This is a genomic window from Helcococcus massiliensis (assembly GCF_900258485.1).
GTDB classification, from domain to species: Bacteria; Bacillota; Clostridia; order Tissierellales; family Peptoniphilaceae; genus Helcococcus; species Helcococcus massiliensis.
The window spans coordinates 208,362-229,914 of the sequence record NZ_OGVE01000003.1 but is presented as its reverse complement, the minus strand read 5'-3'; the positions used below and the strand labels follow the sequence as shown (position 1 = coordinate 229,914).

Below are 21,553 nucleotides of genomic sequence, written 5' to 3'. Positions count from 1 at the left end.
CCCAACCAAGTCACGCAGGTTTCCGCAAAAACATCAAAACCCTCATCACATTCAGGCCAAAGTAAAAATGTATAAATCAAAAACCCCAAAACCTACATGGCCAAGCATTCTTAAAACGTAATTTATGGACTCAAACTAACTTTATAGATAAACTAACTTTACAAACAAAACATTTTATTGGATAATAAGTCGCTAAATTGCTATAATTAAGGATGGATTATAATATATTAAAGATGGGAGTGATTGCTATAGAAAGTTTTGAAATATTAAAAGAAATAGAAGAGCTTCAAGATACACTAGAAAAATTAGGGAGGTCTCTTTGACATTCCCCAATTGGAAAAAGACCTAGTAAGGCTTGAAAAAGAAAGTATGCAAGAAGGTTTCTGGGATGATAGTGAGAAGGCTCAAAAAACAATGATTGAGATAAATGATACAAGAGACACTATAGAAGATTATAGGCGAATGGAGGGATCTTTATCATCAATAGCTGAAATAATGGACCTTTTGAGTGTTGAAGAATTCATTGATATGAAAGATGACATCACTAGTGACCTAAATGAAGTTAAAAGCAAAATAAGTAAGTTAAATACAAAAACTTTATTATCAGGACCTTATGATAAAAATAATGTAATATTTTCTATCAATGCTGGATCTGGAGGTCTCGAGGCTACAGACTGGGCTCAAATGCTGATGAGAATGTATACAAGATATTTTGAATCGAAATCATACAAGTATACTGTTACCGAGCTACATAATGAAGATGCAGGAGGAATAAAATCTGTAACCATGATGGTCTCAGGGTCTTATGTGTATGGTCATTTAAAATCAGAAAAAGGAGTCCACAGACTGGTTAGAATATCTCCTTTCGATTCTAATGCTAGAAGGCATACATCATTCGCATCGGTTGATGTTTATCCTGAGCTTGATGATGATACAGATATTGAAATAGAAGAAAAAGATTTGAAGATAGACACCTACAGAGCATCTGGGGCTGGTGGTCAACACGTAAATACTACTGACTCAGCAGTTAGGATTACCCACTTGCCTACAGGAGTTACAGTATCAAGTCAAAATGAGAGGTCTCAAATCCAAAATAGGGCCCAAGCTATGAATATGCTGAAGGCTAAACTTGTTCAAATCAAAGAAGAAGAGCACAAAGAGAAGATAGAGGATATTCAAGGGAAGTATTCTCAAATCACTTGGGGATCTCAAATCAGGTCTTATGTATTCCAACCCTACACCTTAGTCAAGGACCACCGTACAAACTATGAAGTTGGAACAGTGGATAAGGTAATGGATGGCGATTTAGACCAGTTTATAAATAGTTATTTAAATATGAAAGAAGTAGAGAAGGACTAATGGATATAATAAAAAAAATAGCTGAAGAATTAAATATTAGGGAAAGTCAGGTTGAAAAAACCATAGATTTAATAGACGAAGGCAACACCATACCTTTTATTGCTAGGTATAGGAAAGAAGTTACTGGCAATCTGACTGACGAGGTTTTAAGAGACTTGGAAGATAAATTATCCTACTTAAGAAATCTTGAAAGCAGGAAAGAAGAGGTTATTTCTTCTATTGAAAACCAAGATAAGATGACAGATGCTTTAATGAAAGAAATACAAGCAGCAGAAACTCTTAAAGATGTAGAGGATATTTATAGACCTTACAAGCAAAAGAGACAAACCAGGGCAACAAAGGCTAAGGAAAAAGGTTTGGAACCTTTATCAAACTTTATTCTAACCTGGAAAGAAGGAAGTCCAAGTATAACAGAAGAGGCAGAAAAGTACCTAACAGATGAAGTTGAAACTGTAGAGGATGCCGTTAATGGTGCCAAGGATATTTTGGCTGAATTAGTGTCAGATGCTACTGTATTTAGAAATATACTTAGGTCAGACGCTGAAAGAAGAGGAACTATAACTTCTAAGTTGGCTAAAATAGATGAAGATAATCAAGAAGAAATGGAAGTGGCTAATACTTTTGCTCAATATTTTGACTTTGAAGAAAAAATTTCCAAAATTCCTTCTCACAGAGTTTTAGCTATAAATAGGGGTGAAAAACTAGGATATCTAAAGGTGAATGTAAACTTGACAGATGAAGCTAACATTGCCTTTATTACTAGAAGTATCCAAAAGGACAAGGCTGCAGAAAATTACCAATATATATTTGAAGCTGTTGAAGATGGCTACAAACGTTTGTTATTCCCTTCTGTAGAAAATGAAATCAGAGCTGAACTTACAGAAAAAGCAGACCAACAGGCTATAGAAGTTTTTGCTAAAAACTTAAAGCCTTATCTAATGCAAGCTCCTATAAAGGAGACTGTAGTAATGGGTATAGACCCGGCATATAGGACTGGTTGTAAGCTAGTAATTGTTTCAGAATTAGGTGATCTATTATTCGACACAATTATTTATCCAGTTCCTCCAAAAGAAGATGTTGAAGGTTCAATTAAGATAATGCTAGAGCTTATAGATAAATATAAGGTTTCGCTTGTTGCTATAGGTAATGGTACAGCTTCAAGAGAAACAGAAGCGGTAGTAGCAAAGATGTTAAATGAAAATAGCTTTGATAGAGAAGTGTTTTACACAATTGTAAATGAATCAGGTGCCTCAGTTTATTCAGCATCAAAAATTGCTAAGGAAGAATTCCCAGATAAGGATGTTACGGTTAGAGGGGCTGTTTCCATAGCTAGACGTATCCAAGATCCTTTAGCTGAATTGGTAAAGATAGATCCTAAACATATCGGTGTTGGCCAATACCAACATGATGTTAACCAAAAAGCCTTGGAAGAAACTTTAGGAAATGTAGTTGAAGACTCTGTAAATCTAGTTGGTGTAAACTTAAATACGGCATCAGTTTCCTTATTGTCTTATGTATCAGGCTTATCTTCAAAGGTGTCTAAAAATATCTTAGACTACAGGACTGAAAATGGAAGATTTGCAAACAGACAAGAATTAAAGAAGGTAAAAGGTCTAGGACCTAAAACATTTGAACAGGCAGCCGGTTTCTTAAGAATAGCTGATGGTGATAATCCGCTAGATAACACAGGTGTTCACCCAGAATCATATGAAATTGCAAGCAAGGTGAAAGATTTAGACCTTGACAAGATTAATGTGAAAGAATTAGCTGAAGAATTAGAAGTTGGAGAACCTACCTTAAAGGATATCATCCAAGAGTTGAAAAAACCGGGTAGAGACCCAAGAGAAGATATGCCAAAAGCTATATTAAGGTCAGACGTCTTATCCATCGACGACTTACAAGTAGGTATGAAGTTAAAAGGAACTGTTAGAAACGTAGTAGACTTTGGTGCCTTTGTTGATATAGGTATTAAAAATGATGGCTTGGTGCATATTTCTGAGATTTCTGACAAATATATCAAACATCCTTCAGAAGTATTACAAGTATCAGATATAGTAGATGTTGAAATTATAAAAATTGATAAAAATAGAGGGCAGGTTGGCCTAAGTATGAAAGGAATTAAGCAATAATGAGAATGAATAAATTTTATATGCCAACTTTAAAAGAAGATCCACAAGATGCAGAAATTGCATCACATAGACTTCTTTTAAGGGCTGGTATGATAAGAAAATCAGCTTCAGGTATTTATTCCTACCTACCATTAGGATATAGGGTTATAAGAAAGATTGAAAACCTAGTTAGGGAAGGAATGGACAAATTTGATGGACAAGAAGTTTTGATGTCTGCTCTTCAACCACAAGAAATCTGGGTTGAATCCGGTAGATGGGATAAGTTTGGCGAAGAAATGTTTAGGTTAAAAGACAGAAACAACAGAGATTTTTGCCTTGGACCTACAGCAGAAGAATATTTCACAACCCTTGTGAGGGATGAATTAAAATCATACAAGCAATTACCATTAAATATTTACCAAATACAAACCAAATATAGGGATGAAAAAAGACCAAGATTTGGTATAAATAGGGCCAGAGAATTTACCATGAAAGATGCCTATAGTTTTGATAAGGACCAAGCAGGTTTGGAAGCGTCCTACCAAAACATGTGGAAGGCATACGAATATATCTTTGATAGAATGGGCATAGACTACAGGGTTGTAGAAGGTGATTCAGGTCTTATGGGGACAGGAGTTTCCCATGAATTTATAGCCATGGCAGAAACTGGTGAAGGTATCATTGTTTATTCTGACCAATCAGACTATGCAGCAACTGATGAAAAAGCTGCAGTTACTTACCAAATAACTGATAAAGAAGAAGCGAAAGAAATGGAAGAAATCTCTACACCAAATGTAAAGACCATGGAAGAGTTAGAAAACTTCACATCCATTCCTAGAGAAAAAATGGCAAAAGCTATAGCTCTAAAGGCTGAAGACCAATACTTTATTGTTTTAGTTCCTGGAAATAGAGAACTTAATATGAATAAGTTTTTAAACTATGTAGGAATTTCAGAAAACGAAATAGAAATGATGAGCGATCAAGATATAGAAGAAATAACTGGTGGACCAGCTGGTTTTACAGGACCTATCGGTCTTAGCGATAAGGTAAAACTGCTAATAGATTCAAGAATAAGTCAAATGACAAACTTTGTAGTAGGAGCAAACAAGGCTGATGCTCACTATATAAATGTAAATTATGGTAGAGACTTTGAAGCGGAAGTTGTAGAAGACTTATTGATGATAGAAGAAACTGACCTAGGACCAAATGGAGAAAAATTAGAATTTGCCAGAGGTATAGAAGTTGGTAATATCTTCCAATTAGGTGAAAAGTATTCTAAGCCATTACATGCAACATTCTTAGATGAAAATGGTAAGGAAAATTACTTTGTAATGGGTTCATATGGTATAGGTATCACAAGGTCAGTGACTGCTATTGTGGAACAAAACCATGACGAAGATGGTATTATATGGCCAGAAAACCTAGCTCCTTATAGGGTAATTATTACAATCGTAAAGCATAATGATCAAGATCAAGTTGACTTGGCTGAAAAAATCTATCAAGAATTGACTGATAGAGGAGTAGAAGTTCTACTTGATGATAGGAATGAAAGACCTGGGGTTAAATTTAAGGATAGAGATTTAATCGGTATTCCTCATAGGATTACAGTAGGAAGGGATGCTAGCCAAGGCATAGTTGAATACTCAACAAGAAAAGAAAAAGAAAATAAAAATATGGACTATAAAGAAGTTTTAGAACTTCTATAGATCTTGCTTAAAACACTTCATCTATATAGAATAGATGGGGTGTTTTGCGTTTATTGACTTGAAATAGTTAGAAAGGTTAATGTTACAAAAATGACTTATATACATTATTTGTATTTTTATACATATATTGCGAAAATGTAAGTAATATATATTTATAAGACTAATTTATTTAAAATGCTAAAACACTTGAGTTTAGAAGATTACTTTATGCAATCATCTAAATACAATTATGAATATTTAAAATAGTGATGAAAAAAATCAAAAATATTTTCATAAAATAATATATTTTTTTTGACAGACAAATAAAATTTTACTATACTAATTAACAATATAGAAAATTTAGGATTTCTATAAAATACTTAGGAGGATATTATGAGTAGAACAAAAAGAACTCTTTCATTATTATTAGCTCTAGTAATGGTATTTCTAGTAGCTTGTTCCCCAAGTGGTGGCGGAAGCTCAACAGGGAAAAATGTAGAGTATCAAGACGAGCTAACAATGGCTGGTAATAACGCGTTAGCATCAATGGACTACGTTGTTACAAACAAAAACCCAGACCACGCATACAATGCTAACTTTGTAGATGGTTTAATGGAAAATGATAGAGTAGGTAAATTAGTACCAGCTCTAGCAGAATCTGTAGAAGAAAGTGCAGATAAAACAGAATATACTTTCAAACTAAAATCAGGTATTAAATGGGTAACATCTAACCAAGAAGAATATGAAGATGTTAAAGCTCAAGACTTTGTTACAGGTTTAAGACACGCTGCAGAATTTAAATCAGGTGTAAATGAACTTGTTCAAGGTGTTATAAAAGGTTATACAGAATATTTAAACTCAGACTTTTCTGATGAAGCATGGGAAAAAGTTGGTATAAAAGCTGTAGATGATCAAACCTTAGTTTATACATTAGAAAAACCAACACCATTCTTCTTAGACTTTACAACTTACAACATATTAATGCCTATTAACCAAAAATTCTTAGAAGGTCAAGGTACAGGATGTAAATTAGGTGCACCAAACCCAGAAAATTGTAGCTTTGGTTCAACATCACCAGATTCAATCTTATATAATGGTGCATATGTATTAGAATCATTTGACTCAAAATCATCAATCGTTATTATTAAAAACGAACAATATTGGGATGTAGACAATGTATTTATCAAGAAAATTACAGAAATCTACGACAATGGTGAAGATCCATACTCAATCAAGACAGGTTTCGAAAATGGAACATACCCATCAATGGGCCTAAGAGCTAACTGGAAAGACTATAGTCAAGTTAAAGAACAATATAAAGAATATGTAAGAGAATCACAACCAAACGCTTCAGTATTTGGTGTATTGATGAACTATAACAGACAATCATTCAATCTAACAGGATATGCTCAAGACGAAGCTAAGAGAGAAAACACAAGAAATGCTATTCAAAACTTAAACTTTAGAAAAGCATTCCAAGCTGCATTTGATAGAACAGCTTACTTAGCTGTAAATACAGCTGAAGAAGTAGCTAAGGGAACATTAAGAAACGTGAACAACTTCCCAGAAGCTGCTACAACAAAAGATGGTAAACCATACTACGACTTAGTAGAAAAAGAATACAAAGAATTAACAGGTGAAGAAGTAGTACTAGATGACGCACAAGATCCATGGTTAAACAAGGATAAAGCACTAGAATTTTTAGCAGCAGCTGAAAAAGAAGGTATCGAATTCCCAGTACACTTAGACTACCTAGTTTTAGAAACAAGTGACGCTTTAGTAAAACAAGCTAACTCATTAAAACAATCAGTAGAAGCAAATACAGATGGAAAAATCATTGTAGAATTAGTAATGGCTCCAGAAGCAACTGTTTACAACGTTGCCTTCCGTAACGAAGATCCTGCAGCAGTTGATTATGATATCTCAACATTCTCAGGATGGGGCCCAGACTATAACGACCCACAAACATTTGCACAAACATTTTCTACAACAGAAGGTTCATACATGGTAAATATCGGATTGGGTACCGATCCTGACAATGCAGATATTAAAGAAAAAGTAGGATTTACACAATACGAAAAATTATATCAAGAAGCTAAAAATGAAGTAGAAGACTTAGACAAGAGATATGAATTATTTGCTAAGGCAGATGCTTGGTTAATAGCTAATAAATTATACTTACCAGGTCAAATGGCTTCAAGAGGTGAAATTGTATCTAAATTAGAACCACTAGAAGGACCATACTCACAAGTTGGTTTAGCTTCACACAAATACAAGGGAAGAAAATTAAGAACTGAACTTGTAACAACTGAAGAATATCAACAAATCAGAGATGCTTGGGAAAAAGAAAGAGAAAAAGAATTCTCAGAATAAAATAGTTAGATTTTAAGGGGTTGAATACCTATTCAACCTCTTAACTATTTTTATTTTAGATATTGTCTTAATAAAAAATCTAACAATTATTTTGCTGGATTTTTTATTTGGACAATATTTTAATTTGAATAAGAGCTGTATTTATTATATAATTGTTCTTATAATTTATATTATTTAAAGATAGGAGAAAGAGATGAACAGGTATTTATTACTAAGATTCCTAAAAGCTATATTATCGATATTTATAGTAGTAGCTATTGTTATCGTTATGGTATTTACTTTGATGCCGGAAGATAACTTATTTAAAGACGATAAAACTTTCGCTAAATTAAGAGGAAATGAGAAGATAACTTATAGGTTATCTACCCTTGAAAGTTTAGGTTACTTAGAATATGTAAATATAGGACAAATGTGTGCTAGAGCTGAAGATAAGTCCGGTCAATGTACAGTAAATGATTCACCAGAACAAAATGCTGTATTAAAAGAATTTGAAGATAAAGGTTTCGTAATTGGACGTTTCCTAGATGAAGGAAACTTAAAAAATACACCTTATGGATACAGGAAATTTGGCTCACTTGAATTATTGAAAAAATATTTCACAAGACTATTTCATTTTGACACACCAAACCGTATACAAAATGCAAATGATCCAAAATTAGAAACTGATAGAGGCTACCATTTTGGAACTGACCACAATGGTGTACCAGCTTTGACTTGTTATGGTTGTGAAAATAAATATCAAATATACTTTAATGGTAAATTCCCATTTATTCACCAAAACTTCTTAAGTTTTGAATTTGGTAGATCATTCCCAACAAATCCAGGATCATCAACAACAGAGGTTATATCTGAACCACAAGGCTCACAAAAAAGAAGAGAAATAACCTTCCCAACAGGCCATAAGTCTACATCTGCAGAAGACTTACATTCTTTACAATATAAGCATTCAATAGACCACTTAGATGAGCAAAAATATGAAGACCATTATGCATCTGCAAAAATATTGAAAGATGCGCCTTCCATGATAGGGATGTCTTATATTTTCGGTATAATCGCACTAGTATTATCTTATATGTTAGCCTTACCTTGGGGTATTGCAATGGCAAGAAATAAAGGTAAAATGGTTGATAAGTTAGGTATAGCATATATTAACTTATTAATAGCTGTGCCATCATTAGCTTTAATATTCGTATTAAAATATATAGGTTCAATGTTTGGGTTCCCAGATAAGTTCCCACAATTAGGACCACACAATATTAGATCTTATATAATGCCTATAGTAGTTATGGTTATTATAGGTATGCCAGGAATCATGACCTGGATAAGGAGATATATGATAGACCAACAATCAGCAGACTATGTAAAATTTGCTAGAGCAAAAGGTTTATCAAGAAATGAAATTTCAAAGAACCATATATTGAAAAATGCGGTTATTCCTATAGTTAACGGTATTCCATCATCAATAGTTTTACAAATTGTTGGTGCTATTTATACCGAAACTATATTTGCTATACCGGGTATGGGTAAAATGTTGCCAGATGCTATGAAAGCAGGTAATAACAACATGATTATTACTTTAACATTTATCTTTACATCCTTAGCTATATTTGCTCAGTTTGCTGGAGATATATTGATGACTTGGGTAGACCCAAGAATTTCATTAGATAATGGGAAAGGAGAAGTCTAATGTCACAAGAAAAAAACAAAGAACTGGTGTTGACAGATGACATGTTTGAATTTGTTGACATAGATGATAGAGTTTCCGAAAGGATTGCTGCACCAGAATATTCATATTGGGGTTCAGTATTTAAGAAATTCTTTTCCTCAAAGTTTGCTGTATTTATGTTAATCATACTTATAACAGTATTAGCATTCTCATTTATACAACCATTAATATCAGGTTATGACCATTCACAGCAGCAGAACATTAATAACCCTAGTGCTAAATTTTTAAAACCTAGTTTAGAACACCCATTTGGTACTGATGACGTAGGTAGAGATGTGTTTAATATGGTATGGGCAGGTGCTCGTACTTCATTGACTATATCATTTACAGTTACAATCATTACCATGACAATTGGTATCATCGTAGGTATGATATGGGGATTCAATAAGAACTTAGACTTTTATTTACTAGATATATACAATGTTGTATCAAACATTCCTTATACTTTGATAGTTATGATTCTTTCATATGTTTTAGGGGCAGGTATTCCACAGTTGATATTCTCATTATCAGCAACATCATGGATTGGTATGGCTTACTTTATAAGAGTTCAAGTTATGATAATCCGTGATAGGGAATACAACATGGCTTCAAGAGTACTTGGTTCAAGTACATGGAAGATTATTACACACAATATCTTACCTTACCTAATATCAGTTGTTGTTACATCAGCTGCATCAAGATTGCCTGGTTATGTTTCAACAGAGGTATTCTTAGGATTTATAGGTTTAGGTTTAACTGTGAACCAAGCTTCATTAGGTAGGACTATACAACTACACTCACAATACATGCAATCAGCTCCATACCTATTCTTTATACCGGTAGCAGTTTTAGCTGTAATCACAGTTTCCTTCTATCTAGTAGGACAAACACTAGCTGATGCATCAGACCCAAGAAATCACGGAATATAGGAGGTAATTATGGAAAATAACAATACAATATTATCTGTAAAAGACCTTCAAGTTGAATTTACAGTTCGTGACAGAAAATTAAAAGCTATAAGAAATATTTCTATGGACTTAAGAGAAGGAAGGGTTTTAGCCTTAGTAGGTGAATCTGGTTCTGGTAAGTCTGTATTTACAAAAACCTTTACAGGTATGTTAGATGATAATGGTGAAATCACAAATGGTGAAATAATTTTTGAAGGCCAAGATTTAACTAAGTTTAAGACTGACAAAGATTGGTTAGGTGTAAGAGGAAAGAAAATTGCTACAGTTTTCCAAGACCCTATGACATCACTAAACCCTGTAAGAACAATTGGTTACCAAATTTCAGAAGTTATAATTAAACACCAAGAAAAATCAAAAGCAGAAGCTAAAAAGATAGCTATAGAATTGATGAAGAGAGTTGGTATACCTAATCCAGAAAAAAGATATGATGAATATCCTCACATGTACTCTGGTGGTATGAGACAAAGAATAGTTATAGCTATAGCCTTAGCATGTAGACCAAGGATTTTAATTTGTGATGAGCCTACAACAGCTCTAGACGTTACAATCCAAGCTCAAATTATCCAATTGATCAAAGACTTATCAGTTGAGTATGGTTTTACAACTATATACATTACTCACGACTTAGGTGTTGTAGCCAAGGTTGCTGATGATGTTGCGGTTATGTATGCTGGTCAAATAGTAGAATATGGTACATCAGAAGAAATATTCTACGATCCAAGACACCCATACACATGGGGATTACTATCATCCTTACCTCAATTAGAAGAAGAAGATGGTGAATTACATGCTATAAAGGGTACACCACCTTCATTATTTGAAGAAATCAAGGGTGATGCCTTTGCTTTAAGATCAGACTATGCTATGAAAATAGACTTTGAATTAGAACCACCAATGTTTAAGGTATCAGATACACATTATGCAAAAACTTGGTTGTTACATGAAAATGCGCCAAAAGTAGAAAAACCTGCAATTTTAAATAATTTACATGAAAAAATGCAAAGAATAACATCAAAAGGAGGTACTTATGGATCAACAAAATAATAGAGAAGTACTGGTTGATGTTAAAGACTTAGAGATTACATTTAAGAACGGAAAGAAAAAGTTTGTAGCTGTACAAGGTGTAAATTTTCAAATTTTCAAAGGTGAGACTTTTTCTTTAGTAGGTGAATCTGGTTCTGGTAAAACAACTATTGCCAGAGCAATAGTAAGATTAAACCAAACAAGTAAGGGTGACATCTTCTTTAAGGGTAAAAAAATCAATGGTAAATTGCCTAAAAAGGAAGCTCGTGAATTAAAGAAAGATATTCAAATGATCTTCCAAGATCCAGCTGCTTCATTAAACGAAAGAGCAACAATTGATTATATTATCGGAGAAGGAATTGACAACTTTAAGATGTACAATTCTCAAGAAGAAAGAAATCAAATAATTGATAATGCTATTGATGCTGTAGGTTTATTACCAGAACACAAGTCAAGATACCCACATGAGTTCTCAGGTGGACAAAGACAAAGGGTTGGTATAGCAAGATCGATAGTTATGCACCCAGACTTGATCATTGCCGATGAGCCAACATCAGCACTTGACGTGTCTATCCGTGCTCAAGTTCTTAACTTGTTAAATAAATTCAAAAAAGAAGATAATATTACTTATTTATTTATAGCTCACGACTTATCAGTAGTTAGATATTTTTCTGATAGAATTGGAGTTATTACAGAGGGTAGGATTGTAGAAATTGCTGAAACTGAAGAATTATTCAGAAATCCACTACACCCATATACAAAATCATTATTAAATTCTGTACCAATTCCAGACCCTATTATTGAGAAAAACAAGGTGGTTGATCCAACAAATTCAACCTACCATGCAGAATACACAGACCAACACATACTTAGAGAAGTTACTCCAGGCCACTTGGTAATGTGTACTGAAGAAGAGCTAGAATCATACAGAAATGAAATTAAATAAGCCTTATAAGAACTTTTAAGATTAATTCTTAAAGGTTCTTTTTTTATGGGCTACAACAATATAATCCCCAGCTATACCGTAGAACCAGTTATAATATTTTTTTAATAAAAGATATGTTTAAAGTGGTATAATTTGGGTAAATATAAGAATGTACGAAAAGCTAGAATAGATTTATTAATTAACTATAGATTGTCTATTCTTAGATTATAATAATAGAAAAGGAGAATACATGAGAATTGGTATACCAAAAGAAATAAAAAACAGAGAAAACAGAGTTGCGATTACACCAGCTGGTGTTCATGCTTTAGTTAGCGATGGGCATGAAGTTCTTATAGAAAAAAATGCTGGATTAGGTTCTGCAATTACAGATGAAGCTTATATTGAAGAAGGTGCCAAAATTGTAGATACAGCTGAGGAAGCATGGGATGTTGATATGATTATTAAGGTTAAGGAACCTGTAGAATCAGAATACAAATATTTCAAAGAAGGACTTATCATATTTGCTTACTTCCATATGGCAGCAGTTCCAGAATTAGCTCAAGCTCTATTAGATAAAAAAGTTACCGCTATAGCTTATGAAACTGTAGGTACAGGAAATGATAGACCATTATTAAAACCAATGTCACAAGTAGCTGGTAAAATGGCTACCATCATAGGTGCAGAATTCCTACAAAGTCAAAATGGCGGTTCAGGAGTCTTAGTTGGTGGTGTACCAGGTGTTGAAAAAGGTAAAGTTACTATCCTAGGTGGTGGTAATGTTGGTATCAACGCTATAAAAATGGCTGTTGGTTTAGGTGCAAGAGTTACTGTCCTAGACCTATCATTAGAAAAAATGGCTGAATTAGAAAATATTTTTGGAAACACCATAGATACAAAAGCATCAAATCCTAAAAATATCCATGACGCTGTAATAGATTCTGACCTAGTTGTAGGTGCTGTTTTAGTAGGGGGTGGTAGAAAAGCTCCAACCCTAGTTAGAGAAGAGACCGTAAAACAAATGAGACCTGGATCTGTAATAGTTGACGTGGCAGTAGACCAAGGTGGTATCTTTGAAACAATAGACCATAGTACAAGTCATGATGATCCAATCTATGTTAAACATGGGGTAATCCACTATGCTGTAGATAACATACCAGGTGCAGTAGCACAAACATCAACTTATGCACTTACAAATGCAACCCTACCTTATGCCAGAAAGATTGCAAGTGGGGATTTAGGAGATATCTTAAAGACAGATGAGGCTTTAAAAGCTGGAGTAAATACTTACAAGGGTAAATTTACTTCTAAAGATATAGCTGAAGACTTAGGAATTGAGTATTCAGATATTTTAGAATAGAATAAGTTTGAATAATTTAATAGAAGTTTAAAGAACTGATTTCTCGATATGGGGAATCAGTTCTTTTATATTGTATTGGTGGAATGATGTCAGGGTTAATTAATATGAGAATTTTTATATTTTAGTAGGAAAAAAATAATCTGGTAAGGGCGATCCGTCATGACAGGCTCGAGAAATGGTGGGATAGACATGAAAAGTTATGGTCTGGAATCATGCCAGGGAGAAGAAATGTTGGGATAGACATGACATCATGATGGTTTCTACAAAAACGCCAAAACCTGCATGACATTCACACTAATCAAGTCATGATGGTTTCTACGGAATAATCAAAACCATCATGAAATTCACTAAAACAATCGAATCATAAATTGTTCTTAGACCTCATATAAACTAGCCTGTACGAAATATTAATTTTATGTAACAATTACTTAAGAAATTTACAAAAAAGTTACAAAATATTGAAAAATAGTTACAATCTATATATAATATGAATCAGTTACAAAAATATTACAGAAAGAGGATAATATGTTCGAAAATTCTAAAAAGAGATTAGCTGCAAGTGCTCTTACAGTATCACTAGCATCAATCTCATTATTAACACCTGTAGTTCAAGCTGCTAAGGTACAATTAAACGAAGACTCAAAGATATATATGACAGCTGGACAAGCAGAAAAAGATAAAAATTCTGTTGGAGTTTATAAAGCAGGTGAATATTTTGTATATAAAAGATTTGGAAATGCAGTAAATATATCAAAATCAGAAAAATCATCAGGTGCTTGGGTAGATGCAAGTAAATTAGAGAGCACAAGCAACTCATTAGTTGCCAAGCAAGATGAAGATCAAATTTCTAAAGTAGAAGATGTTGTATTCAAGTTTGAAGTTGAAGGCGACAAGGTTATCTTAAATGAAGACGTTGAAGTTTATATAAATTCTGACGATGCTAAAAACAAAGTAAATCCAAAAGGTGTATACCATAAGGGTGAATACTATATATATAAAACAAGTGGAAACACTTACAATATAGCTAGATTCCAAGGTGCACCAGGTGGATGGATAGCTCAAGAAGAAATCCTTAAAAAAGTTGAAGTAGAAGAAGCTGAAGCAGAAAAATATACTCTAAAAAATAAAGTAAGTGGATTCCGTTCAGCAAGTGATGCAAAAAATTCTACAAATCCAGTTACACAAGTAGCTGCTGGTGAGTATTATATTTTCAAAGAATATAATGGAATGATAAATGTATCAAAAAATCCTGATACAGCAGGTGGATGGATAAATCCAGACCACACAAGCCCAGTGAAGGTTGAAAGAAGACAAGAACAAACAAGTTCTGCACCAGCAAGCCAAAACACACAAACAAATACAAGAACTAAGACACAAAATACAAATGTAACAAAAGAAGTTAAACAAGAAACTCCTGCTCCATCAAAGAGCTCAGCATCCGCAAGCTCAATTGTAAATGCTGCAAGTAGTTTTATTGGTTACAGATATGTGTATGGTGGTACAACTCCTGCAGGATTTGATTGTTCAGGTTTTACTTCATACGTATTTAGAAACTATGGAGGAGTATCACTTCCAAGAGTAGCAAGTGCACAAGCTACAGTAGGGGTACCAGTATCACTTAATAATTTACAAGCCGGAGATTTGTTATTCTACAATACTTCAGGTAGAGGTATTTCACACGTAGCAATATATGATGGTAATGGTGGTATAATACATGCTGCAAACCCTAGAAGAGGTGTTGTAAGACAAAGTATGAATTTACAATACTGGACATCAAGATTTGTTACAGCTAGAAGAGTAAAATAATTATCAATATAGACTTGAGTTTTACACTCAGGTCTATTTTTATTTTATCTTTTATTATATAATGAAAAGGTAATACATAATAATTATATAAAGGAGATGAATATGACAGATTTCAAAAAAAGATTAGAAGAAGCTTATGAAGATTTAGCAAGTAAGATTAAATTTAGACCTAAGTTAGCTATTACATTGGGCTCAGGTCTAGGTAGACTAGCTGACCAAGTTGAAATAGAACAAGAGATATCATACAAGGATATCAAATCATTTCCAGTTTCTACAGCTCCAGGTCACAAGGGTAGGTTTGTGTTGACTCATATCCACGGTGTACCAACCATTATCATGCAAGGAAGAGTTCACTTATATGAAGGATATAGTGCTCAAGATACAGTTATGCCTACAAGATTGATGGGATTATTAGGTGCAGAAACTCTTATAGTAACTAATGCTGCTGGTGGAGCAAATAAAGACTTTTCTGTTGGTGATTTAATGATTATCAGAGACCATATTACAGCCTTAGTACCTTCACCATTAAATGGACCAAACTTAGATGATTTAGGACCAAGATTCCCAGATATGACAGAAGTTTATAACAAGGAATTAGGTGATAAATTAGAAAAATTAGCAAAAGAAAAAGGTATTTCAGTACAAAATGGTGTTTATTGCCAATGGCAAGGACCAAACTACGAAACACCTGCAGAAGTAAAAATGGCTACAATTTTAGGTGCTGATGTAGTAGGTATGTCAACAGCTATAGAAGCTATGGCTGCAAGACATATGGGTATGAAGACAGTGGGTATTACCCTAGTTACAAATATGGCAGCAGGTATTTCAGAAGTAGAACTAGACGAGCAAGAAGTTATTGATGCTGGTGAAGCAGCTTCAGGATACTTCATAGATCTAGTAATGGACTTCATTAAAGAGTTAGCATAAGAAATAATACATATCCGAAAGATTTTCTTTCGGATATTATTTTATAAAGGAAAGAAATGACTTATAATTTACAGCAAAAAGAAGCAATACAGACAATTGATGGACCTGTTTTGATAATAGCAGGACCAGGAACAGGTAAAACATTTACCCTTGTAGAAAGAGTGAAGTATATGATAAGGGACAAAAACATTGATCCTTCATCTATACTAATATCAACCTTTACAAACAAGGCTGCCTTTGAATTGAAAGATAGGCTATCATTAAATTTCAAAATAGAAAATATAGACAAGGACATTAACGATATGGTGGTGGGAAACTTCCACTCTATTTGTCGTGATATAAATGAGAAGTACCTTGAATACACTTATTTAAAATCGGGTTATTCTCAAATTGATGATACAGGACAAGCTTATTTAATCCATAGATATTTAAGAAGTTTTCAAAAAATATCTGGTTATTCACAAGTGATTAATGGAGCAGACCATGTAAAAAATATTATGAATTTAGTCAATTCAATAAGGGAAGAAGGGATTCTTGAAAGGATTTCAAAAGATCCAGTTGCAAATGTTGGTCTACAGATTCTTGACCTGTACGAAAAATTACTAGAAAAATACAATCTAATAGACTTCTCAGGTATATTATTCACTACATATAAATTGCTTGTTGAACATGACCATATAGTTAAAGAAATCCATGAAAAAATTAATTACATAATGATTGATGAATACCAAGACACCAATTATGTGCAGGAACAAATTATTTTTAAGATGCTAAATGAAAATAAAAACTTATGCGTAGTGGGTGATGATGACCAGAGTTTATACAGGTTTAGGGGTGCTTCAGTTAGGAATATCTTGGAATTTGATAAAAGAATAGACCAGGTAAAGCTTATAAAGCTGATGCAAAATTATAGGTCGGAAGATTCTATTATTAAATTTTATTCTTCATTTTTAGAAAATCTAAGTATAGAAAATGATGAATATAAAAAATACAGGTATCCAAAATTACTATTTTCAGACAAGTTAAGTGGGGAAAATAGGGTTGTTAAGCTATATTCTCAAAATGAAGAAGAATGGATAGAAAAGACCTGTGCCTACATGAAAGACCTGTATCTCCAAGGAGCCATAAATTCTTACAATGAGATAGCTGTATTATTTTCATCAGTAAATAATGCTTCTGCTCGTAAGTTTATTTCTCATGCAAAAAAACAAGGTATAGGAGTATATATTCCAAAAAGATCAACCCTTTTATCAAGAAAAGAAGTTAAAGAGATGATAGGTGGATTATATACTATTTTTAGAAGGTATATAGATAGGTCAAAGGTGTCGAATCCAATGACTTATGCTTTTTTAGAAAGAGAATATAATTTATTTGATAAATATATACAAAGACATGCTGACCTAAAAAACTTTATTGAAAAAATGTCTGAATATTTAAATGAAGAGGGAAGTCGAATAAGTCTCCATGACATATATTATAGATTATTTGCCTATGAACCCTTCTACAAGTACATGAAAAATGAAGAAAAAGCCAAGGGCCTATCAAGGTATTTAGAGCTGCTGGATATTTTTTCTTTGATCAATCAAATTTATTATGTGGGTAAAGATAATTTAGATAAATTTATATCTACATTTTTCTTTAATTTTATATCTTTTATCAGTAACAGAAATGGTATAGCTGAGTTTGATGAAGATACTAAGATTCCAGATGAAAACTCAATATCAGTTTTAACCATTCATGCTTCAAAAGGAATGGAATATCCAGTAGTTTTCATGGGGTCTCTTTGGGATAAGCCTTTTACAAATAGAAAGTATAAAAATAATATTGAAAGACTTGTGGATATATTGAAGGAAGAATATACACAAATAAATGATTTTGAGCCTATAGAGTTGATGGAAAATCTAGACTTTTATAGAAAGTATTACACAGGTTTTTCCAGGGCCAAAGACCTACTTGTATTAACTGGTTTTGGAAATAGTATTTCTCCATATCTAATCAACTATTTTAATAACTTAAATGAAGTTCCTGTAAAGGACCTAGACTTGGAAAAGGGACCTGTTAAAAACAATAAAGTAAGAAAGAGCTATTCCTACACTGCTGATATAGTGCCTTATAGGGACTCAAGTATTAAGTATTATTATGAAAGAATACTGAAATTTAGACAGCCTAAAACACAGGCTTTATTCTACGGTTCTATAGTCCATGAGTCTATTGAAACTATAAATAAAACTCTTATAAATAATGGAGATATTAAGGGTATTGAGACCTATAAATTAGTCAGGGATATAGGTGCCCAGAAATATAGGCAAGGCGCTATAGACATAAGAAAAGAAGATATAGAAAAGGCCCATGAAGAAGTTAGTCGATATTTAGATAATTTGAAAAATATTGGAAGGCCGTTAAATTCTGAACTAAATATATTTTATTCTACAGATGATTATGCCCTTATAGGTAATGTGGATATGATTTTTGAGAATGATGGAGGGCTTCATATAATGGACTTCAAGACTGGTAGACCGGTTGAAAGTCACGAAGACGACTCTATACTTAAATCATATATAAATCAGATTAACCTATATGCCTACCTCTATGAGCAAACAAAAAATAAAGGGATATCTAGTGTAGCTTTGTATTTTACAGATTTAGCTAATAGTAAAAATATATACACCTATCCTGTAGATAAAGACCTTAATAAAAAAATACTCAAAGGTATAGAAAAAACTATAAAAGATATAGAAAATGAAAAATTTAATTTTAAAAACTATGACCCTAATAAGGCGGGATTATTAAAATTCTTTTTAAATAGATACTATAAAGAAGTCGCAGATATTCAAATTCTAACCTAAATTTGATATAATTATCTTTATAGATTTAATGTAAAGGAAGATGAATGATTAATAAATATTTGACCAAAGAAAATATAAGCATATGGCTAAGTCCTATTGCAAATGTTTCACTTACAATCATACTATTAATTTTGAATGTTTACCTGGGTATAATAGGGATTGTTTTATCAGCCCTATCTCTTTATAACGCCTATGAACTATACACAATAAAGGACAGAGCTTTTAAAGAGTATGCTGACAATCTGGAAGTATACTTTGAAGGTTTCTCGAAAAAGGCCATATTTTCGATGCCTTTTTCCGTTATAGTTTTGGATAAGGACAACCAACTAAATTGGTATAATTCAAGATTTAAAAATATGATTTCAAGAAAAGATTCCTTGGTAGAAGAGGATATCGATGATATTTTACCAGGTATCACAGACTTGTTTGAAAAAGATAATGACAACCAAGTTTTTGATTATGAATATGAACAAAGAAATTATAGCGTGCATTACAGTCTTTTAGAAAGAGAAAATGTAAAACTTCTATACTTTGTTGACCAAACCGAAGCAGTAGACATTGCTATGACTTATGAAAATGAAAAGCTCGTTATTCTAAATATAAAATTAGATAATTTAGATGAGTTGAATCAAAACCTATCTTCAGAAAAGAGACCTATTCTTTATGCTGAAATAGATACCTTGATTACTTCATACTTCCACAAGTATGGATCTTTTATAAAGAAAAGTGAAAATGGTAGATACCACGCGGTTAGTTACAAGGAAAGTCTTGAAGCTATGCTTGAAGAAAAATTTAGCTTTGTTGAAGAAGTAAGAAGAGTTGAAGCTGGAAATACTTTAGCACCTACCTTATCCATAGGTGTAGCCTATGATGACGAAAGTCCTAGACTAATTGAAAAGTCTGCAAATGCAGCCTTAGATATAGCCCTAGGTAGGGGTGGTGACCAAATAGTAATCAAGAGACAAGATGACTTAGAATATATTGGTGGTAATAGCCAGGCAACTACAAAGAGGACCAAGGTAAGAGCAAGAGTCTTGGCCCATGCCTTATCACAGTTGATAGGAAGGTCTACAGAAGTTTTTATTTCTGGCCATGTAAATCCGGATATGGATTCTATCGGATCTTCTATAGGTTTGTGGCATGCAGCAAGAGAAAAAGGCAAAGATGCCTACATTGTTCTATCTAAGGTGACACCAGCCATAGAAAATATTTACAGGTATACAACAGAAAATATTGAAGATTTGGAAGATTATATAATTAGTCCTGATGAAGCTTATAGCAAAATCAAGTCATCATCACTATTTATAATTACAGATAATCACAGAAAAAATTCGACTGAAGAACCTAGATTGTTTGAAAAGACTGACTCAGTTGTTATAATCGACCACCATAGAAGGGGAAGCGATTATATAGAAAATGCGGAATTGACTTATTTAGAGCCATCTTCATCATCAGCATCAGAGCTTGTTACAGAGATGTTGTTATATATGGATGATGGAATTGCTATAAATAAAATTGTGGCAGAGGCCTTACTTGCTGGTATAAGTATGGATACAAAACACTTTACCCAACAAACTTCATCAAGGACCTTTGAAGCAGCATCAGTTCTAAAACAAAATGGGGCAGACTCTGACACTGTAAATGAACTATTTGTTGAAGATTTTGATACCTTAAAGGCTAAATCTCAAATTATTTCAACAGCTGAAATTTATAAAGATATATTTATCATCGGAATATTTGACAAGGAAACTGATGAATCATCCTTGATAGCTTCACAAGCAGCAAATGACCTAGTGCAGATTACAGGTATAGAAGCATCCTTTGTACTTACAAAGCAAAATTCAAAGGTTCATATATCAGCAAGGTCCAACAAAAAAGTGTCAGTACAATTGATTATGGAAAAACTAAATGGTGGTGGACATAGAAATATGGCGGCTACCCAATTAGAAGTAGATATGGAAGAAGCTAAATCCCTTCTTAAGAAGGCTATTAAAGAATACATGGAGGAGAATGAATAATGAAAGTTATATTATTAGAAGATGTTAAAAAATTAGGTAAAAAAGATGAACTAGTTAATGCGAAAACAGGTTATGCAAGAAACTTCCTTATTCCAAATGGTTTAGCTATAGAAGCAACACCTGCAAACAAGAAAAAATGGATGGAAGAACAAGCTAGATTAAAAGAAGAATTCAAACAAAACAAGGCGGAAGCTGAAGATTTGAAAGCAAAACTAGAAGAATTAGAATTAGTTGTTGCAAAAAAATCCGGTGAAGATGGAAAGCTATTCGGCTCAGTAACTTCTCAAGATATAGCAGATGAATTAAAAGAAAAAGGTTTTGAAATAGACAAAAAGAAAGTTGAATTAAGCGAAAACATAAAAACATCAGGAAGATATACAGTTAAGGTAAGAGTATTCCCTGAAATGACCGCAGACCTTAAAGTAGAAGTTAAGGGGCAATAAAAGTAAA

The 21,553-nt window shown here is 33.0% G+C and carries 14 protein-coding genes; all 14 read left to right on the top strand.

Annotation, left to right across the window (positions count from 1 at the left end; genetic code table 11):
- The first annotated feature begins 233 nt into the window (after positions 1-233).
- The 14 genes from prfB to rplI all read left to right on the top strand — a co-directional run bounded on the left by prfB (position 234) and on the right by rplI (position 21,546).
- Positions 234-1,359 (top strand): peptide chain release factor 2 gene (gene prfB / locus C4Q29_RS04385; RefSeq protein ID WP_234994044.1). Its coding sequence is split into 2 segments (ribosomal slippage): positions 234-320 and positions 322-1,359, totalling 1,125 coding nucleotides; the frame shifts between segments, so codons are not numbered across the junction.
- Positions 1,359-3,488: a Tex family protein gene (locus C4Q29_RS04380; RefSeq protein WP_103981598.1), complete on the top strand. Its 2,130-nt coding sequence runs from the start codon at positions 1,359-1,361 to the stop codon at positions 3,486-3,488. The genes prfB and C4Q29_RS04380 overlap by 1 nt, the downstream gene beginning before the upstream one ends.
- Entirely contained in the window at positions 3,488-5,173 is a 1,686-nt protein-coding gene (locus C4Q29_RS04375; protein ID WP_103981597.1) for a proline--tRNA ligase, read from the top strand. The genes C4Q29_RS04380 and C4Q29_RS04375 overlap by 1 nt, the downstream gene beginning before the upstream one ends.
- 372 nt (positions 5,174-5,545) lie before the next feature.
- Complete coding sequence (locus tag C4Q29_RS04370; RefSeq protein WP_103981596.1) at positions 5,546-7,525, top strand: peptide ABC transporter substrate-binding protein; 1,980 nt, start codon at positions 5,546-5,548, stop codon at positions 7,523-7,525.
- 193 nt (positions 7,526-7,718) lie between these two features.
- Entirely contained in the window at positions 7,719-9,212 is a 1,494-nt protein-coding gene (locus tag C4Q29_RS04365) for an ABC transporter permease (RefSeq protein WP_103981595.1), read from the top strand.
- Positions 9,212-10,162: an oligopeptide ABC transporter permease OppC gene (oppC, locus tag C4Q29_RS04360; RefSeq protein ID WP_103981594.1), complete on the top strand. Its 951-nt coding sequence runs from the start codon at positions 9,212-9,214 to the stop codon at positions 10,160-10,162. The genes C4Q29_RS04365 and oppC overlap by 1 nt, the downstream gene beginning before the upstream one ends.
- 9 nt (positions 10,163-10,171) lie before the next feature.
- The gene (locus tag C4Q29_RS04355) at positions 10,172-11,245 is read left to right on the top strand and encodes an ABC transporter ATP-binding protein (protein WP_200813120.1); all 1,074 of its coding nucleotides are present in this window, start codon (positions 10,172-10,174) and stop codon (positions 11,243-11,245) included.
- The gene (locus tag C4Q29_RS04350; protein WP_103981592.1) at positions 11,229-12,170 is read left to right on the top strand and encodes an ATP-binding cassette domain-containing protein; all 942 of its coding nucleotides are present in this window, start codon (positions 11,229-11,231) and stop codon (positions 12,168-12,170) included. The genes C4Q29_RS04355 and C4Q29_RS04350 overlap by 17 nt, the downstream gene beginning before the upstream one ends.
- Positions 12,171-12,399: 229 nt before the next feature.
- The gene (ald, locus tag C4Q29_RS04345; RefSeq protein ID WP_103981591.1) at positions 12,400-13,506 is read left to right on the top strand and encodes an alanine dehydrogenase; all 1,107 of its coding nucleotides are present in this window, start codon (positions 12,400-12,402) and stop codon (positions 13,504-13,506) included.
- 525 nt (positions 13,507-14,031) lie between these two features.
- On the top strand, positions 14,032-15,312 hold the full coding sequence (locus C4Q29_RS04340) for a C40 family peptidase (RefSeq protein WP_103981590.1): 1,281 nt from the start codon (positions 14,032-14,034) through the stop codon (positions 15,310-15,312).
- 102 nt (positions 15,313-15,414) lie between these two features.
- The gene (locus tag C4Q29_RS04335; protein WP_103981589.1) at positions 15,415-16,239 is read left to right on the top strand and encodes a purine-nucleoside phosphorylase; all 825 of its coding nucleotides are present in this window, start codon (positions 15,415-15,417) and stop codon (positions 16,237-16,239) included.
- Between the two features lie 56 nt (positions 16,240-16,295).
- Complete coding sequence (locus C4Q29_RS04330; RefSeq protein ID WP_103981588.1) at positions 16,296-19,085, top strand: ATP-dependent helicase; 2,790 nt, start codon at positions 16,296-16,298, stop codon at positions 19,083-19,085.
- A 44-nt stretch (positions 19,086-19,129) separates the two neighbouring features.
- Positions 19,130-21,103, top strand: a complete 1,974-nt coding sequence (locus C4Q29_RS04325) for a DHH family phosphoesterase (RefSeq protein ID WP_103981587.1) — start codon at positions 19,130-19,132, stop codon at positions 21,101-21,103.
- A complete protein-coding gene (gene rplI / locus C4Q29_RS04320; protein ID WP_103981586.1) occupies positions 21,103-21,546 on the top strand; it encodes a 50S ribosomal protein L9 in 444 nt (147 codons plus the stop codon). Before C4Q29_RS04325 ends, rplI begins: the two co-directional genes overlap by 1 nt.
- Positions 21,547-21,553 lie beyond the last annotated feature (7 nt).

Bases quoted from the DNA above. Each gene is read 5' to 3' on its own strand.
- ald (WP_103981591.1), top strand. From the start codon at position 12,400: ATGAGAATTGGTATACCAAAAGAAATAAAAAACAGAGAAAACAGAGTT.
- C4Q29_RS04355 (WP_200813120.1), top strand. From the start codon at position 10,172: ATGGAAAATAACAATACAATATTATCTGTAAAAGACCTTCAAGTTGAA.
- C4Q29_RS04330 (WP_103981588.1), top strand. From the start codon at position 16,296: ATGACTTATAATTTACAGCAAAAAGAAGCAATACAGACAATTGATGGA.
- C4Q29_RS04340 (WP_103981590.1), top strand. From the start codon at position 14,032: ATGTTCGAAAATTCTAAAAAGAGATTAGCTGCAAGTGCTCTTACAGTA.
- C4Q29_RS04375 (WP_103981597.1), top strand. From the start codon at position 3,488: ATGAGAATGAATAAATTTTATATGCCAACTTTAAAAGAAGATCCACAA.
- C4Q29_RS04325 (WP_103981587.1), top strand. From the start codon at position 19,130: ATGATTAATAAATATTTGACCAAAGAAAATATAAGCATATGGCTAAGT.
- C4Q29_RS04335 (WP_103981589.1), top strand. From the start codon at position 15,415: ATGACAGATTTCAAAAAAAGATTAGAAGAAGCTTATGAAGATTTAGCA.
- C4Q29_RS04365 (WP_103981595.1), top strand. From the start codon at position 7,719: ATGAACAGGTATTTATTACTAAGATTCCTAAAAGCTATATTATCGATA.
- C4Q29_RS04380 (WP_103981598.1), top strand. From the start codon at position 1,359: ATGGATATAATAAAAAAAATAGCTGAAGAATTAAATATTAGGGAAAGT.
- oppC (WP_103981594.1), top strand. From the start codon at position 9,212: ATGTCACAAGAAAAAAACAAAGAACTGGTGTTGACAGATGACATGTTT.
- C4Q29_RS04350 (WP_103981592.1), top strand. From the start codon at position 11,229: ATGGATCAACAAAATAATAGAGAAGTACTGGTTGATGTTAAAGACTTA.
- C4Q29_RS04370 (WP_103981596.1), top strand. From the start codon at position 5,546: ATGAGTAGAACAAAAAGAACTCTTTCATTATTATTAGCTCTAGTAATG.
- rplI (WP_103981586.1), top strand. From the start codon at position 21,103: ATGAAAGTTATATTATTAGAAGATGTTAAAAAATTAGGTAAAAAAGAT.